At 43.5% G+C, this 24927-nt stretch carries 18 protein-coding genes; 14 read left to right on the plus strand and 4 right to left on the minus strand.

Annotated elements, in window-relative coordinates; translation table 11 throughout:
* Positions 1–24: 24 nt before the first annotated feature.
* Positions 25–2289 (minus strand): glycoside hydrolase family 2 protein, encoded by a 2265-nt coding sequence (locus tag GO495_RS12345; protein ID WP_157300002.1) that lies wholly within the window; start codon positions 2287–2289, stop codon positions 25–27.
* A 259-nt stretch (positions 2290–2548) separates the two neighbouring features.
* On the opposite strand from GO495_RS12345, the gene GO495_RS12350 reads away from it, so the two are divergent.
* On the plus strand, positions 2549–4966 hold the full coding sequence (locus GO495_RS12350; protein WP_157300003.1) for an ABC transporter permease: 2418 nt from the start codon (positions 2549–2551) through the stop codon (positions 4964–4966).
* 33 nt (positions 4967–4999) lie between these two features.
* Here GO495_RS12350 and GO495_RS12355 read toward each other — a convergent pair whose 3' ends face one another.
* A complete protein-coding gene (locus GO495_RS12355) occupies positions 5000–6859 on the minus strand; it encodes a helix-turn-helix transcriptional regulator (protein WP_157300004.1) in 1860 nt (619 codons plus the stop codon).
* Positions 6860–7116: 257 nt separating this feature from the next.
* Between GO495_RS12355 and GO495_RS12360 the strand changes: the two genes are divergently transcribed.
* The 4 genes from GO495_RS12360 to GO495_RS12375 all read left to right on the plus strand — a co-directional run bounded on the left by GO495_RS12360 (position 7117) and on the right by GO495_RS12375 (position 9709).
* A complete protein-coding gene (locus GO495_RS12360; protein ID WP_157300005.1) occupies positions 7117–7809 on the plus strand; it encodes a phage holin family protein in 693 nt (230 codons plus the stop codon).
* A 66-nt stretch (positions 7810–7875) separates the two neighbouring features.
* Complete coding sequence (locus GO495_RS12365; protein ID WP_157300006.1) at positions 7876–8703, plus strand: hypothetical protein; 828 nt, start codon at positions 7876–7878, stop codon at positions 8701–8703.
* Positions 8704–8720: 17 nt separating this feature from the next.
* Positions 8721–8948, plus strand: coding sequence for a DUF1963 domain-containing protein (locus tag GO495_RS32670; RefSeq protein WP_157300007.1), 228 nt, complete (start codon positions 8721–8723; stop codon positions 8946–8948).
* A gap of 32 nt (positions 8949–8980) precedes the next feature.
* Entirely contained in the window at positions 8981–9709 is a 729-nt protein-coding gene (locus tag GO495_RS12375; RefSeq protein ID WP_157300008.1) for a hypothetical protein, read from the plus strand.
* A 13-nt stretch (positions 9710–9722) separates the two neighbouring features.
* On the opposite strand, the gene GO495_RS12380 is transcribed toward GO495_RS12375, so the two are convergent.
* Positions 9723–10397 (minus strand): hypothetical protein, encoded by a 675-nt coding sequence (locus GO495_RS12380; protein WP_157300009.1) that lies wholly within the window; start codon positions 10395–10397, stop codon positions 9723–9725.
* 6 nt (positions 10398–10403) lie between these two features.
* Positions 10404–10817 carry a hypothetical protein gene (locus tag GO495_RS12385; protein WP_157300010.1) on the minus strand — a complete coding sequence of 138 codons (414 nt, stop codon included), beginning with the start codon at positions 10815–10817 and terminating at the stop codon, positions 10404–10406.
* 288 nt (positions 10818–11105) lie between these two features.
* Here GO495_RS12385 and GO495_RS12390 point away from each other — a divergent pair, with 288 nt between their 5' ends.
* From GO495_RS12390 to GO495_RS12430, 9 genes are all read left to right on the plus strand, one after another.
* Entirely contained in the window at positions 11106–11978 is an 873-nt protein-coding gene (locus GO495_RS12390) for a DUF4349 domain-containing protein (RefSeq protein ID WP_157300011.1), read from the plus strand.
* A gap of 129 nt (positions 11979–12107) precedes the next feature.
* Positions 12108–13001: an AraC family transcriptional regulator gene (locus GO495_RS12395; protein WP_157300012.1), complete on the plus strand. Its 894-nt coding sequence runs from the start codon at positions 12108–12110 to the stop codon at positions 12999–13001.
* A gap of 145 nt (positions 13002–13146) precedes the next feature.
* Positions 13147–16383 carry a SusC/RagA family TonB-linked outer membrane protein gene (locus tag GO495_RS12400; protein WP_157300013.1) on the plus strand — a complete coding sequence of 1079 codons (3237 nt, stop codon included), beginning with the start codon at positions 13147–13149 and terminating at the stop codon, positions 16381–16383.
* A gap of 10 nt (positions 16384–16393) precedes the next feature.
* Positions 16394–18292, plus strand: a complete 1899-nt coding sequence (locus GO495_RS12405) for a RagB/SusD family nutrient uptake outer membrane protein (protein ID WP_157300014.1) — start codon at positions 16394–16396, stop codon at positions 18290–18292.
* A 19-nt stretch (positions 18293–18311) separates the two neighbouring features.
* Positions 18312–19520 (plus strand): DUF5000 domain-containing lipoprotein, encoded by a 1209-nt coding sequence (locus GO495_RS12410; RefSeq protein ID WP_157300015.1) that lies wholly within the window; start codon positions 18312–18314, stop codon positions 19518–19520.
* An 11-nt stretch (positions 19521–19531) separates the two neighbouring features.
* Positions 19532–20728 (plus strand): DUF4998 domain-containing protein, encoded by a 1197-nt coding sequence (locus GO495_RS12415; RefSeq protein WP_157300016.1) that lies wholly within the window; start codon positions 19532–19534, stop codon positions 20726–20728.
* A 34-nt stretch (positions 20729–20762) separates the two neighbouring features.
* Entirely contained in the window at positions 20763–22061 is a 1299-nt protein-coding gene (locus tag GO495_RS12420) for an alpha-L-fucosidase (protein ID WP_157300017.1), read from the plus strand.
* Entirely contained in the window at positions 22058–23281 is a 1224-nt protein-coding gene (locus GO495_RS12425; protein ID WP_157300018.1) for an enolase C-terminal domain-like protein, read from the plus strand. Before GO495_RS12420 ends, GO495_RS12425 begins: the two co-directional genes overlap by 4 nt.
* 2 nt (positions 23282–23283) lie before the next feature.
* The gene (locus GO495_RS12430; RefSeq protein ID WP_157300019.1) at positions 23284–24921 is read left to right on the plus strand and encodes a sodium:solute symporter; all 1638 of its coding nucleotides are present in this window, start codon (positions 23284–23286) and stop codon (positions 24919–24921) included.
* Positions 24922–24927 lie beyond the last annotated feature (6 nt).

Consider the following 24927-nt stretch of genomic DNA (forward strand, 5'->3'; position numbering starts at 1 on the left):
CTTCCGGAGGCTTTATTGTTTCTCTCACAGCATTGGCCAGGTTTTCTCCCCTTTCTTCATCTTATCCAATATTTCCTGATACATCTCCATATCACTTTCAGGAGATAAAGTGGTTCCTCTTTCCTGCCATTTTAAGGCATCTTCTTTGTGACCGAGTTTATAGAGAAGATTAGCGTAAGCAGTCATCGTAACAGAGTTCTTTTCCATCTCTACTACCTGTTTCATCCATGCCAGTGCCTGGTTGAGTAAGGCAGTGTCATTAGTGCCGGCAAACACTTTCGTTGCCATGCTGCTTATTTTAGCCGGAGAGAAGCTGGTACCTCCTTTTTTCAGATAGTCAGTTAAGTTATCTGTCATAGGTTTCCAATCCTGACTCTTTTTAGCATCTGCTTCCTGTTCCAGAATGGCCAGGAACTGTTTACGGTTAGGATCAGGGATGGAAGTAGTGTCTGCATCTTTAAGCGCCAGCGCAGGGATCAGTATTTTACTGCGTTCCTGTGCAACAAAAGGAGCATGTATTTTACGTAGTGTTTCCAAAGGCACCTTGATGATTTCACGGTCGTAAGTCATGAGACCGTTCTCTTCTATTTCCACATCATAAGGCTCTGTGTAGATAGAACCGGAAAGACCTTCTGTTTCATATACTTTCAGGCGTTTCACCATACCTGCATATTTGCCGCTCATCTCAGAAGGAGTGATTTTTACGTATCCCCATCCGGCGGCAGCATTCCACTGATGACCTTTTACGGGAACGCCTACGCCGCCCCATTCACCCAGTACACGGGCTTTGCCGGGTAATGCAGGCGCTGTGCCCGGGCCGGGGTAATCGTGAATATCTGTAAGATCGCTGTTTGCCCATTTCTCAGCAGGGTTTTGCGGGCCATCTTTACCATAGTTTTCACCGGTATGCCCATTGATCAAACGGGAGTGGTCCGTTTTCTGCAACCATTTCGTCAGGCGTGCCTGATCGTAGGTATACCAGCCTTCGTTGAATAACACCCAACAGATAATGGAAGGGTAGTTAAAGAGTTGTTCAACATTGGCCGTATTCTCTTCTTCAAAAGCCTTCTTTGCATCGGGTTGTAAGCTGGCGCAGGTAACCATGTCCTGCCATACCAGCATACCCAGTTTGTCTGCATGATAATACCATCTTGCGGGTTCTATTTTGATATGCTTGCGGATAGTATTAAAGCCCATGCTTTTTATCGCTGCAATATCAAATTGAAGGGCCTCATCTGTAGGGGCGGTATAGATACCATCAGGCCAGAAGCCCTGGTCTAATACCCCGAGATTATACGTGTATTTATCATTGAGAAAAATGCGTTCCTGTCCTTTAGTATCTTTTTTGATTTCTATCTTACGCATGCCGAAGTAAGAAGTGATCTGGTCTTCCGTATTCCCTTTTTTCACAAGGCGGATAGAAAGATCATAAAGGAAAGGGTCTTCCGGGTTCCAGAGATGCGCATTTTTTACCGGGAGTTTCATCGTCGTGTTAGCTGCGCCTTTTATGCTGCCAGCTGTTTTACCATTCGCACTGGCCACAGCTTCTATGGTATAGTCGCTCGCAGCGCCGGTGGTATTGACAGTAAGGGAAAGATAACCGCCATCCACTTCAGGTATCATTTTAAGAGAAGAAATATATACGGGCGGAACAGTTTCCAGCCATACGGTCTGCCAGATACCGGTGGTAGCCGTGTAGCGGATACCCTGTGGTTTCAGTACCTGTTTCCCATGAGGGTTAGGCCCCTGATCGGTGGGGTCGTATACACTTACAACCAGTTCGTTGTCTCCGCTTTGCAGCAGGTCTGTAATATCGAAGAAGAAGTTCTGGTAACCGCCGGTATGGTTCCCCGCTTCCTTCCCATTCACGAATACGGTTGTTTGCCAGTCTACAGCGCCGAAGTGCAGCAGGATGCGCCGATCGCTTTTCGTGTCTGGTTTAGGGAAGGTACGTTTGTACCAGAGGTGTTGGGTAGGTAGTACCGGTTTTTTAACACCTGATAAAGAAGACTCAATGGCAAAGGGGACCAGTATCTGTCCGTCGAACTGCGTAGGCTGAGCCGCGTCCTTGTCAGTAATGGCATATTGCCAGAGGCCGTTCAGGTTTTGCCAGCCGGTACGTACCAGCTGAGGGCGTGGATATTCGGGCAGTACTTTATCCGGTGTAACATCTTTTGCCCAGCGGGTCTGTAATGCTGCGGGTTGGATCTGCCATTGGGCCTGTGCCTCAGGCAGGCAGATACAGAACATGGGAATAAGGACCGGGAGTAGTTTTACAAAACGTTTCATTAGAGCGTACTGGTGGTTTTAATGCTGACGAATATAACGGCCAGGGGCAGTAGTATATTCGCAGTGAGATATAATTATCAGGGTTACATTGCACAAGCGGGCAAAAGGTAACATCATTTAAAAAGGATGTTCATTTTAGCACAGGAAAGTGTCCGTATATGAACAGATGATCGCCTGATGAAATACTGTAATCCGCCATAGATATACATTCTGCTATATGGCATCTGTTTTGAATATAGGGAGCATAACAATATCAGCCATGATCAAAAATTATCTTAAGATCGCATGGAGAAGCCTGGCCAGGAATAAGATGTATTCCCTGATCAATATCACCGGTTTAACGGTAGGCATCGCCTGTTGTATCCTGATTATATTGTATGTAAAAGATGAATTATCATACGACCGTTATAATCAACATTATAATGAAACTTACCGGGTAGTACAGGCTTTCCGGAGCGCTAAAAACGTAAAGGATTTACCGCCACCAGCGCCGGAAGAATACCAGGTATGGGGTTGCGCCCCGCTGGCTCCTGCACTGAAAGCAGATTTTCCGGAAGTAGATAAGATCGCACAGTTTACCAGTCCGAATACATTCTTGCTTCAATACAGGGATAAGCACTTCCAGGAGAACGGTATCGTATTTGCCGATTCTTCCATGTTCGACATCTTCAGCTGGAAGATGATCTATGGAGATAAAACAACAGCCTTAAAAGGTGTGAATTCCATTGTACTTACTAAAAGTGTTGCAGAGAAATATTTCGGGAAGAGTAATCCTGTGGGACAGATGATAAAAGTAGATGATGGTAATTCACTCATGGTTACCGGTGAAATGGAAGATATTCCTTCCAATTCTCATTTCACTTTTAATGGCATGATTTCCATGAGTACTTTCAGGCAGATGAGATCTGAGATTTTCAATTGGTGGGGATATGTTGACTTCTATACTTACTTTACTGTATCAGCGCATACAGATATAAACGCCATGCAGGCAAAGACTGCTGCATTTGTACAACGTCATAATCCCGCTGGTGCGGATCATAGTTATGCCATTGCTTTTGAGCCATTAAAGAATGCTTATCTGCATTCGACAGCAAAGAGGCAACCAGGTGTGACCGGCAGTTTATCTAATGTATATATCTTCTCTCTGGTAGCCATTTTTATCCTGTTCATAGCTTGTATCAATTTCATCAATCTCTCTACTGCCAGATCTATGGAAAGGGCAAAAGAGATAGGTGTAAGGAAGGCCGTGGGCGCACACCAGGAAGGACTGATGTTCCAGTACCTCACAGAATCTGTATTGATTGCATTCTTAGCGACTTTGCTGGGAGTGGCATTAGCGATTTGTTTATTACCGGTTGTGCGTGAAATGGCAGGTAAACCATTACCGTTGACAGCGTTGCTGTCCTGGAAGATGCTGCTGGCATTCCTTTTAGCGCCTGTTTTAGTAGGTATCCCGGCGGGCATTTATCCTGCCTGGGTATTGGCCAGGTTTAAACCGGCATTGGTGTTAAAGGGTAAGTTTCATTCATCCGGTAAAGGGATACAATTGAGACAGGGGTTAGTGGTATTCCAGTTTAGTTTATCCATTGCATTGATCGCCTGCACCGCTATTGTATTTTCACAACTGAATCATCTCAGGTCTCATGACCTTGGTTTTCGGCAGGACCAGATGCTGGTGATAGACTATGGCGGTGATGGTAATATCAATAAAAATATTGAAGCCGTAAAGGCCATACTGGCGCGTAATCCCGCGGTAACATCTATCACGGCTTCAAGGGCAGTACCGGGAGATTTTCTGCCCGATGCAACCACTGTGATCGAAGCGCCTAATGGCGACAAGTCATCATTTGACCCTGGTATTTATGAAATAGATGCAGATTTTTTACCCGCTTATGAGGTGAAAATGGCAGCAGGCAGGGCTTATTCCAAAAGTTTCTCCACAGATTCGGAACAGGCCATCATCATCAATGAAGCAGCGGCTAAAATGTATGGATATGCGAATCCTGCGGATGTGATAGGTAAATCTTTTGATCAGTGGGGACGCAAAGGAACTGTGATTGGTGTAACGAAAGATTTTAATTATCAGTCGCTCCATAACAAAGTAGAACCGCTGACCATCAGGATGGCACAGTTTTACTCGTTCAATAAATTATCCCTGCGTGTAAGGTCCGAACATCTGTCAGGGACAATTGCTGAACTACAGGATACCTGGGCTACCATAGCGCCAAACCGGCCTTTCCTGTATAGTTTCATGGATAAGTCGTTTAATGAGCAATATCAGAAGGATGTACGCTTTGGGCAGATCTTTATGACCTTTGGCTTTTTAACGATATTCATCGCCTGCCTGGGATTGTTTGGCCTGGCTACTTATTCAACAGAAAAGAGATTAAAGGAAATCGGTGTGAGAAAGATCCTGGGAGCATCCGTAACAAATATTGTAACGCTGTTGTCCGGTGATTTTGTAAAGCTGGTGCTGATCGCTATTATTATTGCTACACCATTGGCCTGGTGGGGAATGAACAAGTGGCTGAACGACTTCGCCTATCGTATAGCTATTCAGTGGTGGATCTTCGGCGTAGCCGGATTGATGGCTGTTGCCATTGCGTTGCTGACGGTAGGCGTGCTGGCATTAAAAGCCGCTACAGGCAATCCTGTGAAATCTTTAAGAGCAGAATAATGTTAAGAGGGTATACCCTCTTAACATATTAAACTATAATGTTCCTATATATTCATCCAGATCAACGTCTTTGCCCAGGCCCAGTTTTAACTTGATGCGGTAACGTGCCATCAGGATACTTTTGGGCGCAATACCTAAACGCTGGGCAATTTCTTTGTTGGTTAATCCGATGGATATATAGGAACAATGTTTCAGGTCTAACCTGGACAATGTATTACCGGATTTTTCCTTCAGTTTCTCAAAAAACTCAGGATGGATATTGTCGAAATCTGCTTTGTAAGTCGTTAAGGTCTGATCTATACGTTTATTCTGATCGATGATCTGATTGATCTGTTTCAGTACGTCGGTACCGCTTTTATTCTCCCCGATCTTCTTTTGAACAGCCTGCAGCAGTTCATCTTTCTGTTCCACCTGCAAACTGCCTGCCAGCAGGTCCCTTTGTAAGCGGTCCTGTCTTTCCTGTAACAGTTGTTGTTCTGCTATTAAACGCATGGCCTCTTCTTCCTTTAAGCGCACATGTAATTCCGCATCTTCTTTCTCTTTGGCCAGTAGCTGTTGCTGATGGCGGGTAGCTTTTAACCGGAAGTGATAAGATCCGAAGAACAGCAATAATGCTATACCGGCCACTATCACCAGGAATATATACAGGTAATTGAGTTTCTTGTTAAGAGCAGCCGTTTGTTTCAGCGTTTTCATCGCTGCTTCATTCGTTTCTGATTGGTATTGTGCCTTTAATCGTTTGGAAATAGCCAGTTTTTCAGCATCGGATACTTCCCGGGATGTTTTGTAATACTCTTTATAGTATTTAAGTGCAGCTACATAATCCCCTTTTTTCTCAGATACATTGGATAAGCCTTTCATGAAGGCAGACATTGTTCGCGTATACCTGGCACTATCAGAAAGGAGTACACTCAGCCCTGTAGCTATTAAAGCTTCGGCTTTCTGATAATTACCTGCTGCTATTTCATAATCACTCATTACAGCATAACAGCTTCCGATCACGGTAATCTGCCTGGTTTCCTGTCCTATTTTCAGCGCAATGTCGAGATAATGAATAACGCTGTCTTTATAACTGGCTGGAAAATATTCCTGATACAGATGGGCGATATTTAATGCTGCCTCTGCCATGATATTACTGGCAATGAGCCGGTGCTGTTGTGCGAAATAGATGCTGATAACGTTACGGTTATAAAAGAGAGCGGAATCCAGAAGTGCGGAATTTCCCCTGTTTTGCCTATAACGGTAATCATAGTATGTTGCCATGGCGTGCTGACCATAGGCCAGGTTATCAAAATTCCCGCTTTTCTCAGCCGTCAGCACACATAATTCTGCATATTTCCTTTCAGCAGGCAGATCTTCCCATTCGCCATAGATCCCTGCTATATTATAATAAACAAAGGATTCATAATCATAGGCTCCGGTCCCTTCCAGGTATTTCAATGCTTCCAGGGAGCTGCTGACAGACTCTTTGCTTTTTTCCTGGATACTTTCCAGGAAAGCTTTTCTGTACCATGCGATACCTTTTATTTGCCTGTTGGTAGTTTTAGCGGCATACCACATCGCACTGTCCAGTGCCTCCCGGGCTTCCGGTAATTCGCGATGCTGCTGATACAGTTGTACCAGGGTACTATAGATAAATGTTTTGTATTGGGGATCGGGTAAAGTATTGCTTAATTGTAAAGCTTGTTGACCAATTTTTAAAGCCTTCTCTATTTCAGTGAGCGATTTGGCTCTTGCCAGCATCCCCATGGTCATCACACGATTTTCAACGGGTAAGTCCTTTTGTGATAATATAGCACTTAGTGAGTCGGCAATTATCTGCCCTTGTGTAACTACAGACCGTATACAGAACAAAAGGATAAAAACACCTATTCGATTGATTTTCTGACTCATGTGGCAAATGGATTGGCTGCAAATTTACAGTTGTAGGGTATTTGTAGTGAACATTTTATATACATGTAGCGCATTTGTAGTCGGCAATTATTCAAATTTTAGGATTTCAGGGTCTATTTTTGATCATATATTAAAGATACAATTATATATATATAGATTGAAACGCCGGATACTATGTTTAAAACAGTAGAAGAAGCATCTCAAAGATGGATAACCGAAGGAAAAACCTGTAAAGCAGCTTTTATTATTACACTCTTATGATAACACTACCGCTTTCCGAAGATGACAAGAAAGTTCTTGAAAGACTTTACTTTATTCGATGGACCGTATATAAACGTATGCTGATGGGCATTGGCCTTGTATTTGGAAACCTGTGGTTTTGGACGGGGTGGGAGGCATCACGTGAAGAAACGTTAATACCTGTTTTTGCCATCATAACTCTTGTTGTGTTGGTGCTTGTGATTTTTGGCTGGCTAACTACTCCCGCATACAAGCGGAATGTGAAACAACCGCTGGAAGAGGATATTCAGAAGAATCAGAAAATACAAAAGACGGGTATTATTCTCAGGATAGAAAGTGCTGGCAGATATAATGACAACATTGTTTTCCAGGAGAATGGGAATCCAGACCCGGAAAAGTTTGTTTTTAACAACCGGTTTTCGGAAGCGCTTCTTCCCGGAAGAGAAATCATCCTTGACTACAGCCCCTGTACCCGGGTTATTTTGTATGCACGTCTGCTGGTACCACTAACAACGGAGGAGATAAAGGAAAGGAAAAAAACGGATGATAATGCCTTAATAGCGGCGATAAGTATAACCTGCATGATATTGTTAGGCTTAGGATGGATGTTTGATATGTTATTACCCTTTGTAATAATTGGCTTTTTATGTGTGATCATTACCGGGCTTATAGTAGCGTGGGGAAGAAGACAGCGCAAACGAACAGGGTAACAGCATCATCTATGGCAAAGAATAAAAATCGTAAAATTCAATAACGACAACAAAAAACAGGACAATATGGGAATGCACGAATTTGAAGCCGGAGCTGATATAGCTATTACAGCACTGGATAAAAGTAAAGATGCCGGTACAATGGATCTGAGGTCTATGTACCATTCAGTGGCAAAATTCACAAGGCAGTGGGATGCTTCTTTACAGCACTTTCACATACTTTCACTTTTGCTGAAACACCGGTTCACATATGCATTTCCGGTAGTGGAACACCCGGACTATATACAGTACAAAGCCTATTTTGATAGTCTTAGCGGCTATCAGGGTATTAACCGTGTACCCGGTGAAGACTGGGGCCGGGAGAACCCGCAGGTAGCTATGTATTGCAATCCCTCAGAGGCCTGGAACGATTATGCCGGCACAAATGTTCCCGAACATCTCAGAAATACAGGTATGATATATTTTGATGCCGGTAGTGAGCTTTGGCAACGGTTTGTGGATGCTGGTAAATTAACCGGCGCAGATGCAGTTCCCCCCAAAGAAATACCCATTGAAGAAGTCATTGCAGGGGTAGTAAGAGCCGCACAGGAACAGGGAGATGTAGACATTATCAGCTTCTGGTACCCGTTAATAACAACAATAGCTGCATTTGTTGCGCCTGAAGAGATAATACCGCTGAAACAAAATCCGCATTTAATAAAAATCAGGGAGATAGCGACTGTCACAGAAGCCTATAAAAAGAATAATGACTACGGCGCTACCCGCTTACCGTCGCCTGATGATTTTAAAAGTAATTTTTTAGAATGGGGTGTTGGTGAAGAACTAAGCGATCTTTTCCAATGGTGGTACCAGCCGCTGAGACAGTGGTACGAATCCCCGGAATATACTAATTAACGAACAGGGTATCCTTATTGACTTTACAAATCCTGATTTCCAGAATAACCAGGCTCCCCGGGAGATCACTCCCTGAGGGACAGAAGAGTCTTTTAGCAGTTCAGTTTCAAAATGATGAAGGCCTGGGTTGGGCAGATGGAAGAAGTGCGCAATTTTTTATCAGGAAAAAAGACCTGAAAAATCTTAATTTTAAAACCTGCTTTTCCATTGGGCCCCGCATAAAACCGGATGTTATCCAGAGCTGAAAAAATTATCGAAAAAGAAAAGATAAAAACCTATGGAGCTGAACCGTATGCCGCCACCTCACATTGCCGCCGCAGACTTGCCGCAGACGCCGGTTTCCTATCGTTGGGACAACACGACGGAAGAGGAGATGATGTTCTTCCAGATGAATATTGCGCATCGCATAGCGGAGATGTCCGACAGGGCAGCGCTGGCATTTTCACTCGGTGCGTTGGAATGGACATTGTGGCGGCTGCGACCCGAACTCCCGGGAGATGACATGTTCCAGTTTCTCGACGCGGCCTGGGCTGCACTCATTGATTGGCGCTATCTTAAGTCTTTCGACCTGCCGGATTGGGAGGAGGACTTCGAACAGCCAGTGGGCAGGCCACTCTGCTTATCGTTCGAAGTGTTACAAAGCTCTTTCGCGGAGGCTCGTAACGGCAAGCCGTTTATGCATAATCCGGTGATCATCTCGAAGGTGGCGTTGTATGTGTGCGGACGACCAGACGTTTTCAAAATGTGGCGTCGCTCCATTATCAGGCGCCTGACCGGGATGTACCCGATAGACCGCACAGCGCCTGCGGGTCGCCCGATGCCGCGTAGCCTGCTCCATCCTGGTTATGTCCCGTCTCCGGCGGTAGACAACAAACACATCGCCGACTACCTGTCTGGCCTGAACTGGCAGACCAACCCATTCCTTCGTTCACCTGATGAAATGCTGGAGAAAGGCTTTGAGGGTATGCCTTACACCTGGAAAGGTACTTCGCCGGAAGGGAAATAGCCGTTTTATATAACTACAATATGGACATGAGCAGAGTGGTTAACTCTTCAGTAGAGATTTCAGGTGCATTAATATTGTTAAATGCAAAATGCATCTCTATCTGATCATTTACTCCTTTTACATCAAGATCATCGTTATTGATAAAGGATATCTTATTATAACGGGCCTTCCAACTGCTAAGGGCATCTTCTTCTTTCAGCAGGTCAATAATGACCTGTTGTATCTTTTGCGTGAGCTTTAATACCCTGTTTAATTGCAGACCATCTGCAGGAAGCTCCATAGCCGGTACGCCAACATTTATAGCATGAGCGTTAAAAATGGCATCTGAAAAAAGTTGAAAACCTCTTTGAACGGCTAACTTCCCTGAGATTTCATAAGTCTCAGGTTTTGTAACCTTACCCAAAGACAGCATATCAACCAGGTCCGCAGGATTAATCAATTCAATCGACTCGATCTTCCCAACTGTAAGATGCAAAAATCTGGTTGTCAATGAATTTCTGTCATCGGCAACTTGTAATACCAGAAAGGCTTCATCAGTTCTTACTTTGCCAATCGTTATTACTACACCTGTATAGGATCGTCCTGAATCAGTGGTGATACTTATTATTGTAGCAGGAAAATGTTCCGCTATATGAAATAAAAGTTCCTGCTTATTAATAGCAGGAACTGATTTTAACAGGTTGTTCATGGATCTCTATAAATTTTTCATTAAAATTGCTGCCAGCTCAGTAGTACGTTCAGCAAGCCCGTTGTCTACGTTAGTACATGGCTGATGATCTATTGTTAAAACACCATTACTGAATTTATAGGCACTGGATCCATAAATGTATCCTCCTTCATTTTTAATAATCACTTTCTTCAGGGCGTCCTTAAGTGCTTCTTTTCCCATATCATCAGCTGCTATTTCTTTTACTGCTGATACAAGAGGGGTAAAATATACCATAGTAAAGGCATCTTCATACTTATCTGCAGATCCTTCTTCTGCCAGGCTATCCCAGTTAACCTCAAATTCAATGGTGTAACCAGTAATTGCATTGATCTCATCTGTTAATTTTTTGTAGCTACCGTCCTGAAATGCTTTTACAGCTCTTTTTTCTAATAGTCCCATGGTTTTAATTTTAAGTTTTTTAAGAATTTAGTAGAGGCCCAAAAGTAAGTGGCAGGGGATGTATGTGAAAATATTGCTATCCTACAAACTGTCTACACTTGTTCTACAAATGCTCTACAATGGCTATAATTAATTGAGTTATAATATATTGAATAATTGATCATGTAGGGGTTTTTAATGCATGTAGATCATTTGTAGTAGTAGGATAGTTATGTAATCTGTTTGAGTGATGTATTTTTGACGGAACAATAAGAAATCGGCGGTTACTTATTTATAATAATAAAGACTATGAAACAAACATTCAAACAAAGGTTTTGGAAATTCGGAAGATGGTTTATTGGATTATTCTTCCTGATGTTAATATTCAGGCTTATATATGGTTACGTTGCTACAGACGTAAAATCCGGCAACGATTATTCAAATAACTTTTTCAGCAGTGTAGCTAACTTAAGAAAGAACTATGCCTCTGAGAAACAAATAATGAAACAGGATGTGGCACAACAGGCTAATATAGCCTCTTCTCAGAAATATGAAAAAACAGCCACCGTTGTATCAAAGACATCACAGTTTGAAAAGGACCTGGATAGTATAAAAAAGGTTACGGCGAACTTTGAAGGAGTAATTCAATATGAACAAAACACCGGCAATAAGGGCAACCGTCAGATCCAGTTACTCATTGGTATTAACCCGGAAAAATTCGATAGCTTCTATGCAAGGATTCAGAACTTTGCCCTGGTGAAATCAACTGAAATTACAAAGATTGATAAAACAAATGAATACAGGCAGTTAAACGCAAGGAAAGCCTCTCTTGAAAAGAACCTGGCTTCATTAAATGAACTGAAATCGAGGAGCGGGGCCATTGGCGACTATATCACCCTGCATGATAAGATCCTGGAAATAGAGACACAAATGCAGGAATTAGGCGTTGAATTGGGAAATTTTGATACAGAGAATGAATTTTGTACAGTTAGGTTTTCCCTGTATGAAGGTGCACCTGAAAGGAAAATTACTTTTGCCAGTAGAATGAAAGTAGCATTGGAATGGACTATAAAATATTATGCTGTTTTGATCGTAACATTCCTGGTATTAATAGTTGCAATATTTATTCTGTTATTGGTGATTGATAAATTGAAATTACTAAAACTGATAACGGAAAAATAGATATCTAATGGAATCTGCTTTTCTTACTGAATCTTTCCTGGGAATCGCTTTTGAAGAATAATAAAACGGATTTAATCAGATTCCTGAGTTAGAGAGTAGCATTATTTTTCTTATATTTTCCAAAAAAAGATGGTGAGGAATAAAAGACGTGATGGATTTGAAGGTGAAAAGCTCATCAGTTTGCCGGAGGCTGTCTGTACCAACCTGGTAAAGAACTTCCCTGCTACCAGTCAGATTTACATCACGCATATCGGGTATTTCCCCAAGGCCACCTTCCATCACCGGCAACGAAGGAATGGTTGCAGGGATAACATCCTGATCTATTGTATGAGAGGCAAAGGATGGTATACCATAGGCAGTAACCATTATGTAGTGAGCCCTAACGAGTTTGTGATTATACCTGCCACCAGTGAATATCTGCGTTATGGCGCTGATGATGAGGACCCCTGGACTATCTATTGGGTACATTTCAGCGGAAAGGATATGGGCAGCTTTAATACTTCTTTCGGGATAGGGCTGACGGATGGCCCGCGTCAGATCCCTTTAAATGAAAAAGGACTGGAGATCTGGGATAATATGTTCCGAAGCCTTGCGATGGGATATAGTACTGAAAACCTGTGCAATGCCAACTTCTTACTGTATCATTTTCTGGCCACTTTTCTGTATCCCGGTAAACATCTCCCGGAGAAAAAACAATCGGAAGAAAATTATATCACCCAGTCTATCCTGCATATGCGCAGTGAATTGCATGGGAAATTGACAGTGGAAGAAATGGCTGCCAGACACAAATTATCAGCATCCTATTTTTCTACCCAGTTCCGTAAGGCAACAGGCATGCCGCCAATAGATTATTTCATTCACCTTAAAATACAGAAAGCCTGTCAGTTACTGTATAAGGATAATATAAAAGTAAAGGAGGTAGCAGAAGCAATAGGCTATGAAGATCCTTATTATTTCTCCCGGCTTTTTAAAAAGTATATGAACGTATCACCGGAACAGTACAAGTCAATGAGAGAAAAATAATAGAATAATCCATTATAATGAAAGAATAGGCTATTTTGGATATACCCGCCTGCACCTAATTTTATGCCGTTATGAAGAAACAATTCGAGGGCATTTAGGACCAATCAAAATCTAATATTTTTTACTGATTCAAACTTCCACGAGTATGAAAAGAGGCAAGCTATGTGGTAATGCGTTATGTATTACTTTATTGCTCTTATTCACCTGTATCCGTATCTATGCACAAACGCCAACTAAAATTACTGTTATCGGAACTGTTACCGATTCCCTGGGTAATTTAATTCCAGGCGCCAGCGTTGTCGTAGAAAATAAACGCAATACAGGTGCTTCCACGAATGAAAACGGACAATTTATTTTAGATGTATCTCCCGGTACCAGACTGCTTATAACAGCAATAGGGTTTCAATCCGGTAGTGTACTGATAAAGTCCGCAGACACAAAGATCAGGGTTGTACTGAAAGAAAAGAACTCCAAACTGGAAGAGGTGGTGATCACCGCTTTTGGTAAGAAGCAGCGAAAAGAAGCCGTAGTCGGTTCCGTTACCAGTGTACAACCTGAGAATCTAAAGATCCCTTCCAGTAACCTGACCACCGCCCTCGCCGGGCAGGTTGCCGGTATTGTCGCTTACCAGCGAAGCGGGCAACCAGGGCAGGACAATGCTACTTTTTTTATCAGGGGGGTGACTACATTTGGTTATAAGCAGGACCCGCTGATACTGGTCGATAACGTAGAGCTGACCTCTAGTGACCTGGCACGCTTACAGGTAGATGATATCGCCAGCTTCTCCATTTTAAAGGATGCCAGCGCTACTTCTTTATATGGCGCCAGGGGAGCGAACGGTGTGATCCTCGTTACCACCAAAGAAGGTAAGGTGGGAAAGGCAAAGGTAAATGCCCGTGTTGAAAACGGGATCTCCCAGCCAACAAAACGTTTGGAGATTGCAGACCCTATTACTTACATGAAACTGTACAATGAAGCGATTACCACAAGGAACCCGCTGCAACCACCATTGTTCAGTCAGAATAAGATCCTGAATACGGAGCAGACACTGAAAAATGCACCGGGAAGTAATCCTTATGTATACCCGGCCGTAGACTGGATGAAACTGATGTTCAAAGACCGCACGACTACCCAGCGCGCTAACCTCAGCGTAAGCGGTGGGGGAGGCGTAGCCCGTTATTATGTAGCAGGTTCTTATAACGTCGATAATGGGATCTTAAAGGAGAGTGGGGCTAACAGCTTTCATAACAACGTGAAGTTTCAGAACTACCAGTTAAGGTCTAATGTGAATATAGATGTGACACCTACCACAGAACTGATAGTAAGACTGTCCGGTAACTTCAATGATTATAACGGTCCTATTACCAATGATGCGTCTTTTGCAACGGACCTTTATAGTCAGGCCATGCATACCAGTCCGGTGTTATTCCCGGCACTCTACGCACCCGACGAAGCCAATGTGTACACAAAACATATCCTGTTCGGGAATTCCAATGAAGGAGGCACGGCAACAGGGGTAGGATATACCAATCCGCTGGCCAATATGCTGAAAGGATATAAACGCTTTTCCGAATCCAGGTTATCCGCACAATTTGAAGTTAACCAGAAATTAAGCTTCGTAGTTCCGGGTTTAACTTTCCGCGGGTTGTTCAGTACCAACCGGTATGCCTATTTCGATAATCAGATGGCCTACCAGCCGTTTTTTTACAATATTGCTACCTACGACCAGTTAACGGATAAATACACGTTAAAATGGCTTAATCCGCAAACTACAGGGGGTGGGGTAGCCACAGAATATCTGGTATACTATCCCGGCTATAAGAACATGAACACCTTTCTGTATTTACAGGGTATCCTGGAATACAGCGGGGACTTTGGCAAACATAATGTAAGCAGCTCCGTGGTAGCTACCCGCCAGCAGACACTGTATGCCAATGCGCTGGACCCGAATACGCAGTTGCCCAGCCTGCAGTATTCATTGCCCTACCGCAACCTCGGGCTGGCTGGCCGTGCTACCTACTCTTATAACAGACGCTATTTCCTGGAATTCAGCTTTGGGTATAACGGGTCCGAACGTTTTTCGGCAAACCATCGTTATGGGTTCTTTCCCACCCTGGGCGCTTCATGGGTAATATCGAACGAGCCATTCTGGAAAGGAATGACAGGTTTCGTGGACAGGTTAAAAATAAGAGGCAGTTACGGGTTGGCGGGTAATGATGCCATCGGTTCCCAACGTTTCTTTTACATGTCTGATGTTAACCTGAATGCAGGTTATCCTACTTACTTCGGTACCAATAACGGCTATATCCGTAATGGAGTGTATATCAATAATTACGCTAATCCTGATGTTACCTGGGAGACTTCCAAACAAACCAACCTCGGACTGGAAGTGACCCTCTTTAAGAACCTGAACATCATTGCAGAGATTTATAAGCAGCATCGTGAGAATATCCTGATGAACAGGGCCTCTATTCCATCTACAATGGGACTGGAAGCCGGTATTGCTGCCAACCTTGGTTCCGCTTCTTCAAAAGGGCTTGATCTGGAAATGAATTACAAACAGAACTTCGGGGAACATCTGTGGGTATCCGCAAGAGGTAACCTTACTGCTACCGAAAATAAGTATGAACGTTATGAAGAGCCGGTATATGCTGAAGCATGGCGGTACCGGGCCGGAAAGCCTATCAACCAGAACTTCGGATACATTGCAGAAAGACTTTTCGTAGATGATAAAGAAGCCGCTGTTTCTCCCCGGCAGATCTTCTCTACCAATGGTATTGCACCAATAGGCGGAGATATCAAATACAGGGATATCAATAAGGACGGACAGATTACAGAAGCCGATAAAGTACCTATAGGATTGCCTACTACGCCACAAATAGTGTACGGGTTCGGATTTTCTGCCGGCTACAGGAACTTTGATCTGTCGGCCTTTTTCCAGGGACTGGCACGCACTACGTTGTTTATAGATCCAAGATATGTAAGCCCTTTCGTTATACCGCCTTCTGGTTCCAATATCAATGGACAATCACAGTTAATGAAAGCCTGGGCTGACGATCACTGGTCTGAAGAAAATCAGAACCTGTATGCACAGTACCCCCGGTTAGCTACCAGTGCCACATTAATAGACAATAACCTGCAAACAAGCACCTGGTGGATGCGTGACGGAAGTTTTATCCGTCTGAAATCCCTTGAATTCGGGTACACCCTGCCAAAGAGCATATTGAAGAGAGCCGCTATATCCAATTGCAGGATCTACTTCAGTGGCTTAAACCTGTTCACCTGGAGCCGCTTTAAACTGTGGGACCCTGAACTGGGTGGTAATGGATTTGCCTATCCTGTGCAGAAGGTTTTCAATGCGGGATTAAATGTTAACTTCTAAAACTACAACGATGAGAAGTATTTATTTCCTGATATTATTACTATCTGCTGTTTCCTGTAAGAAATACCTGAATGTAACGCCGGAAAATGTAGGTACACTGGAATATGCTTTCAGAAACAGGAATGAAGCAGAGAACTATCTCTTTACCTGTTATTCCACTTTACAGTTTTTTGGCAATGTGGCAATGAATGCCGGTTTTACAGGTTCCGCGGAAATTATATATCCCAACAACCTGAGTGAGCATCCTGTATTTGAAGGAGGCTTTAATATGATACGCGGTACACAAAACGTGATCTCTCCTTCACTGAATTACTGGGATGGAGAAAACGGTGGTGTGCCATTGTATGTGGCTATCCGCAGATGTAATATTTTCCTGGATAATATAGACCTGCCGGTAGATCTTTCTGTTGCGGAAAAAAAGAGATGGATCGCAGAGGCTAAATTCATGAAAGCCTATTATCATTTTTATTTGGCCAGGATGTACGGCGCTATTCCTGTAATCAGGAAAAACCTGCCTGTGAATGCTTCTACAGAAGAAGTGAGAGTAAAAAGAGAACCAGTCGATTCTGTGTTTAATTATATCGTACAACTACTGGATGAGGCAATTCCGGATCTGCCACCTTCCATCGAAAACCAGGTGAAAGAATTAGGGCGTGTTACCAGCATCGCCGCCATGTCTGTAAAGGCAGAGGTATTGGCTACACAGGCCAGTCCGTTGTTTAACGGCAATCCTGATTATGCGGGATTTAAGGACAAAGATGGGAGAGCATTGTTCCCGGCAGGGTATGATGCGCAGAAATGGCAACGGGCGGCTGATGCCTGTAAGGCGGCAATATTGGCCAGCGAAGAACAGGGCCTTCATTTGTATACATTCATTGTGCCTGCCAACATCAGCAAGTTATCCGATTCGCTGAAGCAGTTGCTCACTATCCAGAATGCTGTTACCGAGAAATGGGATGTAAACCCGGAACTCATCTGGGCGTTGAACCCAACGTTTGGGTATCAATCATGCTGCATACCCCGTATGACTTCCAAATCTGTCGCAAACGTAACATCTGCGGCTTCGAATTTTGCTGTGCCGGAGTCTGTAACAGAGTTGTTCTATACCCGTAACGGCGTGCCTATCAACGAAGATAAAACATGGGATTATGCAGGACGTTACGGCTTGCGCAGCGGGGACCCTGCAAATAAATATTATATCCGGGAAGGGTATGAGACAATTAAGGCCCACTTTAACAGAGAACCCCGCTTTTATGCCAGCATAGGTTTTGATGGGGGCATCTGGTTTGGGAATGGTGTGCTGGACCAGGATAATGCATTGTCTGTGCAGGCGAAAGGCAACACTTCTTTTGCAGGACCTAAAGACCTGATCAGGATTAACATTACCGGCAACTGGCCCAAGAAGCTGGTGCATTACCAGACAGTGTTTGATGATGGATTGCAGGAAGTCGCTTATCACTTGCCTATGATCCGGCTGTCGGGCCTGTATTTATTATATGCGGAAGCATTGAATGAAGTGAATGGCCCTACAGCAGAAGTATTCCAGTATATAGACCGTGTAAGGCAAAGGGCCGGCTTGCAGGGAATACAGGATGCATGGAGTAACTATTCCCGGTCACCGGGTAAGCCATCCACTAAAGATGGTTTACGCCAGATCATTCATCAGGAGCGTAGAATAGAATTGTGTTTTGAAGCACAGAGCGGATGGGATTTACGCAGATGGAAAGAATTACAGGGTGTGTTAAGTAACCCATTACAAGGCTGGAGTATTTACGAAACCAGTTCTGCTAATTATTACCGTTTGCAAACACAGCTGGTACCTTCTTATGGAATCAGGGAATATCTCTGGCCTGTAAAGGATATAGATCTTACCATCAATCCCAATCTGATACAGTCTTTATACTGGTAATTATCAAAAAAATACAATTATGAAAAACATCTATAGTTGTGTATGCCTGCTGTTGCTTTTCTCCTGTTCCAAACTGGAGAATTACAACGGTGTGGTGTCTACAGATAAATCAAAGCCGGGTATAGTAACAGATATTAAGGTGATCAACTTTAACGGTGGTGCTTATATTACTTACAGCCTGCCATCATCTGCCAATATCCTCTATGTACTGGCCGATTATAAAGTGAACGGTACGCTTAGCCGCCAAACCAAATCCAGTTATTATTCAGATACTATTGTCGTGAATGGCTTTGCGGATAGTAAAGAGTATGAAGTAACCCTGCATGTGGTAAGTCGTGCAAATGTGATGTCTGATGCTGTAGTAGCGAAAGTATATCCGGATACACCCGTGTATAAAATGATCTTTCCTACAGTGAACGTAACACCTGATTTTGGAGGTGTGAATATTAAAGCGCTGAATAAATTCAAACAACCTGTAGGCATAATACTGGTAGAGACAGATCCTGTTACCAACCGCTACGAGATCAGAGACCAGTATTATACCAAGTCTGATACGATTAATTATTCGGTAAGAGGGATGGATACCTTACCTAAGAACTTCGGGATTTATATCCAGGACCAATGGGGGAATATCTCTGACACACTGAAACAGACGCTCAGTCCTATTTTCGAAACACAGTTGGATAAGAACAAATTCTTTGTAGACAAACTGGCTACGGATGCCAAGATAGGATACGGCTGGGAATTGCCCTATATGTGGGATGGTAATACAGATGGTAGTAGTACCGGCTGGCACACATTACCCGGCAGTACTTTCCCTATCACCGCTACTTTTGGTTTGGGCGTATCTGCGAAACTAAGCCGGTTTGCATTATGGCAGCGCACAGGACAGTATACTTACAGTCATGGTAATCCCCGTGATTTTACCATATGGGGATCTGAGAAAGATAACCCGGCAGATGTACAGTTGCCGGTAACTTCCGCACAGGGTGATATGGCGGGCGACTGGATCAATATGGGTAACTATCATTATCCTGATCCGCCCTCCGGTGCCAGACCAGGGGCTGTCACTGATGAAGATATTGCCTTTGCCGAAGCAGGCGTAAACTTCAATATCCCGCTAGCGAATCCGAGGGTGAAGTTTATCCGCTTTGCAGTAGCTGATACCTGGTCGGGAGGAGATTTTGCGCACGTAATAGAAATTACTTTCTGGGGTAACCCGTATTAAAATATGCAACTATGAGATTATTCATTTTAGCAGGTCTTATTTGCATGATGGGATGCAGCAAGAAGGCTACTGATTACCGCTCTTTTTTAAACGGTGGAGAGATCATATATCCCGGCACAGTCTCAAATATCAAAGTATCTCCGGGCAACGGACGTATACAGATCCGCTGGCAACCCAGTCCGGACCCCAGTGTGAAGAAGTATATTGTCTTCTGGAATAATGGTATTGATTCATCTGTAATACCGGCTACCACGGACAAACCGGGTGATACCGTTAAATGTATCATCAGTAACCTGAGCGAATACACGTATAATTTTCTGATTTATTCCTACGACTCAGCAGGCAACCGTTCTATTGCTTCTGAGATCAATAATATAAAAGTATATGGCAACAGTTACCTGAGCAGCCTGTATAACCGGCCTTATGATATCATAGAACCTGGTGTATATACTTCACCTACTGCTGTTACATTGAAATTTGGTACGCCGGATACTATCAACGTTACTACTGAAATCCGCTATACGGATGCAAATGGAATAACGCAACAGCAATGGTTATCTCCCGACAGTACGTCTATCAGTATTGACAGTTATCAACCGGGATCCACTATTTATTATAAATCGGGATATATACCTGTGCGCGGCGCCATAGATACCTTCTTCGTCACTTATTACGATTCTCTTCCGCATATCCCCGTGTTATGTAATAAATCATTGTTCAGTGCTTTGCAATTACCGAATGATGTAGGGACCTATGAAGGTCAGACAGGATTGGATAAACTATGGGATGGAAGCGTAGGGCCACAATCTTACCCTAATATTTTCCATAGTGACGGCAGCCATTCCTTACCACATCATTTTACATTTGATATGGGACAGCTATATAACGAGTTAACACATGTGGAAATCACCGGAAGAAATTGCTGTAACAACCCCGACCATTTTGAAGTATGGGGAATTGCAGATATTACGAATGCTGCGACAACATTACCAGGTAATGATGCCGGTTGGAAAGACGAAGCAATTGCAAAGGGCTGGACATTGTTACAGGACGTTACAAGAACAGATGATGGCATAGCGCCGTTTAAAATTAACCTGAGGAGTGATATTCCACCGGTAAGATATATCAGGATCAGGGTATTGCATGTAACAAGTGGAGATGGAAGTTATAGTAACATCAGTGAATTGTCTTTCTGGGCAAGGCCATAAAAATTATATTTATCAGGTCTCAAACATATAAATCATGAAACAATTAGTAGTCGTATTCTTTTTATGCCTGTCACATGCAATGGCACAACAAAAAATGGTAGACCCGGCCATTAAGACGCCGGTCAGGGTAATGGATGATTTTATGAGCAAACGCTTTGGAATGTTTATCCACTGGGGGCCCGTAACACTCCGGGGAACAGAAATAGGCTGGAGCAGAAACAACGAAGTACCGGAAGCCGATTATGACAGCCTGTACCACGAGTTCAATCCGGTGTTATTTAATGCGGAAGCATGGGTGGAAACAGCGAAGGACGCTGGGATGAAATACCTGACCATCACCTCTAAACACCATGATGGTTTTTGTTTATGGCCAACTGCTTACTCCTCTTACAACATTATGAATACCCCTTTTAAAAGGGATGTAGTAGGAGAACTGGCAGCCGCCTGTAAAAAATACGACATCAGATTCTGTATCTATTTCACGGTGCTCGACTGGCATGATAAAGATTATGCTATTCATAATCCTCATAAACCGGTTATTGATCGGGCTGCTGATATGAACAAATTTGTAGCGAGGATGAAAAATGAGCTGAAAGAGATCATTACAAAATATCATCCTTATATGCTGTGGTTTGATGGTAACTGGGAAAGCCCATGGACACAGGATTATGCAGTAGATGTATACAGCTATCTTAAAAAGCTGGATCCCAATGTGATTATCAATAACCGGTTAAGCACCAGCAAACTACAGGATACATTAATCTCTGTAAGAGCCGGGGATTACAATACACCTGAACAACGAATAGGAGAACTGGATATGACGCAACCATGGGAATCCTGTATGACAATCGCAAACCAGTGGGCATGGAAACCTAATGATCAGATGAAGTCTTTGAAAGAGTGTATACAAACACTGGCAAAATCTTCCGGTGGAAATGGGAACCTGCTCTTTAATGTAGGCCCTATGCTGGACGGACGTATGGAAGCGCGTCAGGTAGCACGATTAAAGGAAATGGGGACCTGGCTGAATAAGTACGGAGAAAGCATCTATAACACCAAAGGCGGTCCTTATAAACCCAATGCGGTATATGCTGCAACACGGAGAGGAAATAAGATCTACCTGCATGTATTTGAAGCAAAACATACACTTGAGTTGCCTGCTATTCCCGGTCGTAAGATTGAGAAAGCATATTTATTAAAAGGAGCAGCAGTGACGTATAAACAGGATACAAATGCAGTAACCATTGATTTGCCTGATCCGTTGACAGATGTAAACGATACAGTAATTGTCCTGGAATTAAATGGAAGTACAATAGATATACCGGTAATATGATTAAAGAGATAAAAATAAGAGATGCACGGTTCCCGCTTGCTAAAGGGGCCGGAAGTGATGCAATTCACCGCGATCCGGTGTATTCTTATGCCGTTACGGAATTACAGGATGATAGTGGTCTTACCGGTACAGGGCTGGCTTTTACATTGGGAGAAGGAAATGATCTTGTCTGTAAAGCTGCACGGTTTTATGCAGAAAGGCTAATAAAACTGGATATAGAAGACCTGATGTTTGATTTCGGCAGGGTGTTCAACGAATTGTCTAATGAACAGCAGTTCCGCTGGCTGGGCCCGCATAAGGGAGTCGTCCACCTGGCGCTGGCATCCGTGACGAATGCCTGTTATGATCTGTGGGCGAAGAAGAGAGGTGTACCACTCTGGAAATTGCTGATAGATCTTTCTCCCGAAGAGATAATGAGTACACTGGATTTTTCATACCTGGAAGATGAGTTGACAAAAGAACAGGCATTGCAATTAATGAAAGATAATAGTGCCGGTCGTACCGCAAGGGAAAGCATTATCAACAGTGGTTACCCGGGTTATGATACTTCAATTGGCTGGTTTAATTATTCGGATGAGAAGGTAAGGGAGAATACAAAGATCGCAGTTGCCAATGGGTTCAACGCCATGAAGCTGAAGGTAGGCTCTGAAGATGCGATGCGGGATATCCGCCGGGCACATATCGTAAGAGAGGCAGCAGGAAAGGATGTAAAGGTGATGTTGGATGCTAACCAGCAATGGACCCTGCCACAGGCTATAAAAATCTGTAAACAATTACAGACAATGGACCCTTACTGGATAGAGGAACCTACGCATCCTGATGATATACTGGGTCATAAGACGCTGGCAGATGCTATTGCACCTACAAAGCTGGCGCTGGGAGAACATGTACCTAACCGTATTATTTTTAAGAACTATCTTCAGACAGGTTGTGCCGGTTTTATGCAGGTAGATGCTGTGCGGGTAGGTGGTGTAAGTGAGTTTATCACCATCAGTTTACTATGCCGCAAGTTTGGCGTTCCTGTAGTGCCACATGTAGGGGATATGGGTCAGTTGCATCAGCACCTTGTATTGTTTAATCACATTGCGTTAGGACATGAAGCATTGTTTTTGGAACATATCCCGCATCTGCAGCAACATTTTATCAACCCGGTGAAGATAGAGAATGGAGTGTATGTAACACCACAGGAGGCCGGCAGTAGCTGTGATCTAAAATTATAACTATGATTAAATCACTGGATCTTACTGTAAGTATCCTCTACATTATAGGTATTGTAGGTATCGGCTTATGGTCTGGTATTAAACACCGGAGAAAGAATAAAGGGAATGCTGCCAGCGAATATTTCCTGGCAGGAAAAACGCTGCACTGGCCTATGATAGGACTAGCCCTCTTTGCTACCAATATCTCCTGCGTGCATCTCGTCAGTCTTGCTCAAAGTGGATTTGACACCGGACTGCTGAATGGGAACTTTGAATGGATGGCCGCTTTTACTTTAATCCTGCTGGCCTTGTTCTTTGCTCCTTTTTATATTAAGTCGGGTGTAGCGACCCTGCCTGATTTCCTGGAGAAAAGATATGACAGGGCCAGTCGTGACTGGCTGGCTATTGTATCCGTGGTCTCTGCCATCATCATTCACATTGCATTCTCCCTGCTGGCAGGTGGTATTGTACTGCACACCCTGTTCGGCGTGGATATGTATACCAGTGTAATTATCATCTCCTTACTAACTGCATTATATACTATCGTAGGCGGATTGACAGCAGTTGTTGTCACAGAGTCTATCCAGACGGTTGTACTTTTAACCGGTGCAATAGTCATCAGTATTGCGGCGTATCACAGGATGGGTGGCTGGCAACCCATGGTAGATGTATTACAGCAGCACGATCAGATGAATAAGCTGTCTATGATGCGCCCACATGGAGATGAGAGTGGCATGCCCTGGTACGCTGTTTTCCTGGGTTATCCGGTACTGGGTATCTGGTACTGGTGTGCCGACCAGACCATTGTACAACGGGTATTAGGTGCAAAAGATGAGAATCACGCAAGGGTAGGGCCGCTTTTCTGCGGGTTTATAAAGATACTGCCGGTATTCATCTTTGTACTGCCTGGATTATTTGCCTATACATTATCACAATCCGGTTTGCTGGATGTAAGTTCGTTAAGGACAGCAACAGGGATTAACAGTAAAGGGATTTATACATTGATGATTACGCAATTATTACCCACAGGTTTAATCGGCGTACTGGTAGCTGCATTATTATCCGGCCTTATGAGCCAGGTATCGGGCGCTTTGAATTCTATTTCAACAATGGCCAGTTATGATATTTATCAACGGTATTATCCAAACGCTACAGACAAACAACTGGTCATAGCAGGCAAAATATCCGCCGGTGCAGCGCTGGTATTATCCCTTGCATTAATGCCGTTATTAAATAGTTATGAAAGCCTGTTCAATGGCCTGAATGATATCATTGCACATATTGCCCCACCTATTACCTGTGTATTCCTGCTGGGTGTTTTCTGGAAGAAGGCATCTGCTGTATCTGCGAAATACACACTGTGGATAGGTTCAGCGTTGGGCGTGATCATATTCATTATTAATAAGCTTTACCCGCATACTATTATCGGACATATTCCTTTTATGATGATGGCGTTTTACCTCTTCTGTATTTGTATGCTGATACAGGTGAGTTTCTCTTATATCTATCCGGTGCAGCATACTTCGGAGAGCAGTACGTTATACTGGAAAACTCCCTGGGAGCCTTTGCAAAGCCCGGGTTGGAGAGGACTATTGAATTATAAGTTTTTGTCTGTAGTACTATTGCTGGTAATGGGCGTATTATTTTGGTTATTCCGTTAAAAAGGA

The organism is Chitinophaga oryziterrae, from assembly GCF_009758125.1.
Lineage (GTDB): Bacteria > Bacteroidota > Bacteroidia > Chitinophagales > Chitinophagaceae > Chitinophaga > Chitinophaga oryziterrae.

Bases quoted from the DNA above. Each gene is read 5' to 3' on its own strand.
- GO495_RS12345 (WP_157300002.1), bottom strand. From the start codon at position 2,289: ATGAAACGTTTTGTAAAACTACTCCCGGTCCTTATTCCCATGTTCTGT.
- GO495_RS12350 (WP_157300003.1), top strand. From the start codon at position 2,549: ATGATCAAAAATTATCTTAAGATCGCATGGAGAAGCCTGGCCAGGAAT.
- GO495_RS12355 (WP_157300004.1), bottom strand. From the start codon at position 6,859: ATGAGTCAGAAAATCAATCGAATAGGTGTTTTTATCCTTTTGTTCTGT.
- GO495_RS12360 (WP_157300005.1), top strand. From the start codon at position 7,117: ATGATAACACTACCGCTTTCCGAAGATGACAAGAAAGTTCTTGAAAGA.
- GO495_RS12365 (WP_157300006.1), top strand. From the start codon at position 7,876: ATGGGAATGCACGAATTTGAAGCCGGAGCTGATATAGCTATTACAGCA.
- GO495_RS12375 (WP_157300008.1), top strand. From the start codon at position 8,981: ATGGAGCTGAACCGTATGCCGCCACCTCACATTGCCGCCGCAGACTTG.
- GO495_RS12380 (WP_157300009.1), bottom strand. From the start codon at position 10,397: ATGAACAACCTGTTAAAATCAGTTCCTGCTATTAATAAGCAGGAACTT.
- GO495_RS12385 (WP_157300010.1), bottom strand. From the start codon at position 10,817: ATGGGACTATTAGAAAAAAGAGCTGTAAAAGCATTTCAGGACGGTAGC.
- GO495_RS12390 (WP_157300011.1), top strand. From the start codon at position 11,106: ATGAAACAAACATTCAAACAAAGGTTTTGGAAATTCGGAAGATGGTTT.
- GO495_RS12395 (WP_157300012.1), top strand. From the start codon at position 12,108: ATGGTGAGGAATAAAAGACGTGATGGATTTGAAGGTGAAAAGCTCATC.
- GO495_RS12400 (WP_157300013.1), top strand. From the start codon at position 13,147: ATGAAAAGAGGCAAGCTATGTGGTAATGCGTTATGTATTACTTTATTG.
- GO495_RS12405 (WP_157300014.1), top strand. From the start codon at position 16,394: ATGAGAAGTATTTATTTCCTGATATTATTACTATCTGCTGTTTCCTGT.
- GO495_RS12410 (WP_157300015.1), top strand. From the start codon at position 18,312: ATGAAAAACATCTATAGTTGTGTATGCCTGCTGTTGCTTTTCTCCTGT.
- GO495_RS12415 (WP_157300016.1), top strand. From the start codon at position 19,532: ATGAGATTATTCATTTTAGCAGGTCTTATTTGCATGATGGGATGCAGC.
- GO495_RS12420 (WP_157300017.1), top strand. From the start codon at position 20,763: ATGAAACAATTAGTAGTCGTATTCTTTTTATGCCTGTCACATGCAATG.
- GO495_RS12425 (WP_157300018.1), top strand. From the start codon at position 22,058: ATGATTAAAGAGATAAAAATAAGAGATGCACGGTTCCCGCTTGCTAAA.
- GO495_RS12430 (WP_157300019.1), top strand. From the start codon at position 23,284: ATGATTAAATCACTGGATCTTACTGTAAGTATCCTCTACATTATAGGT.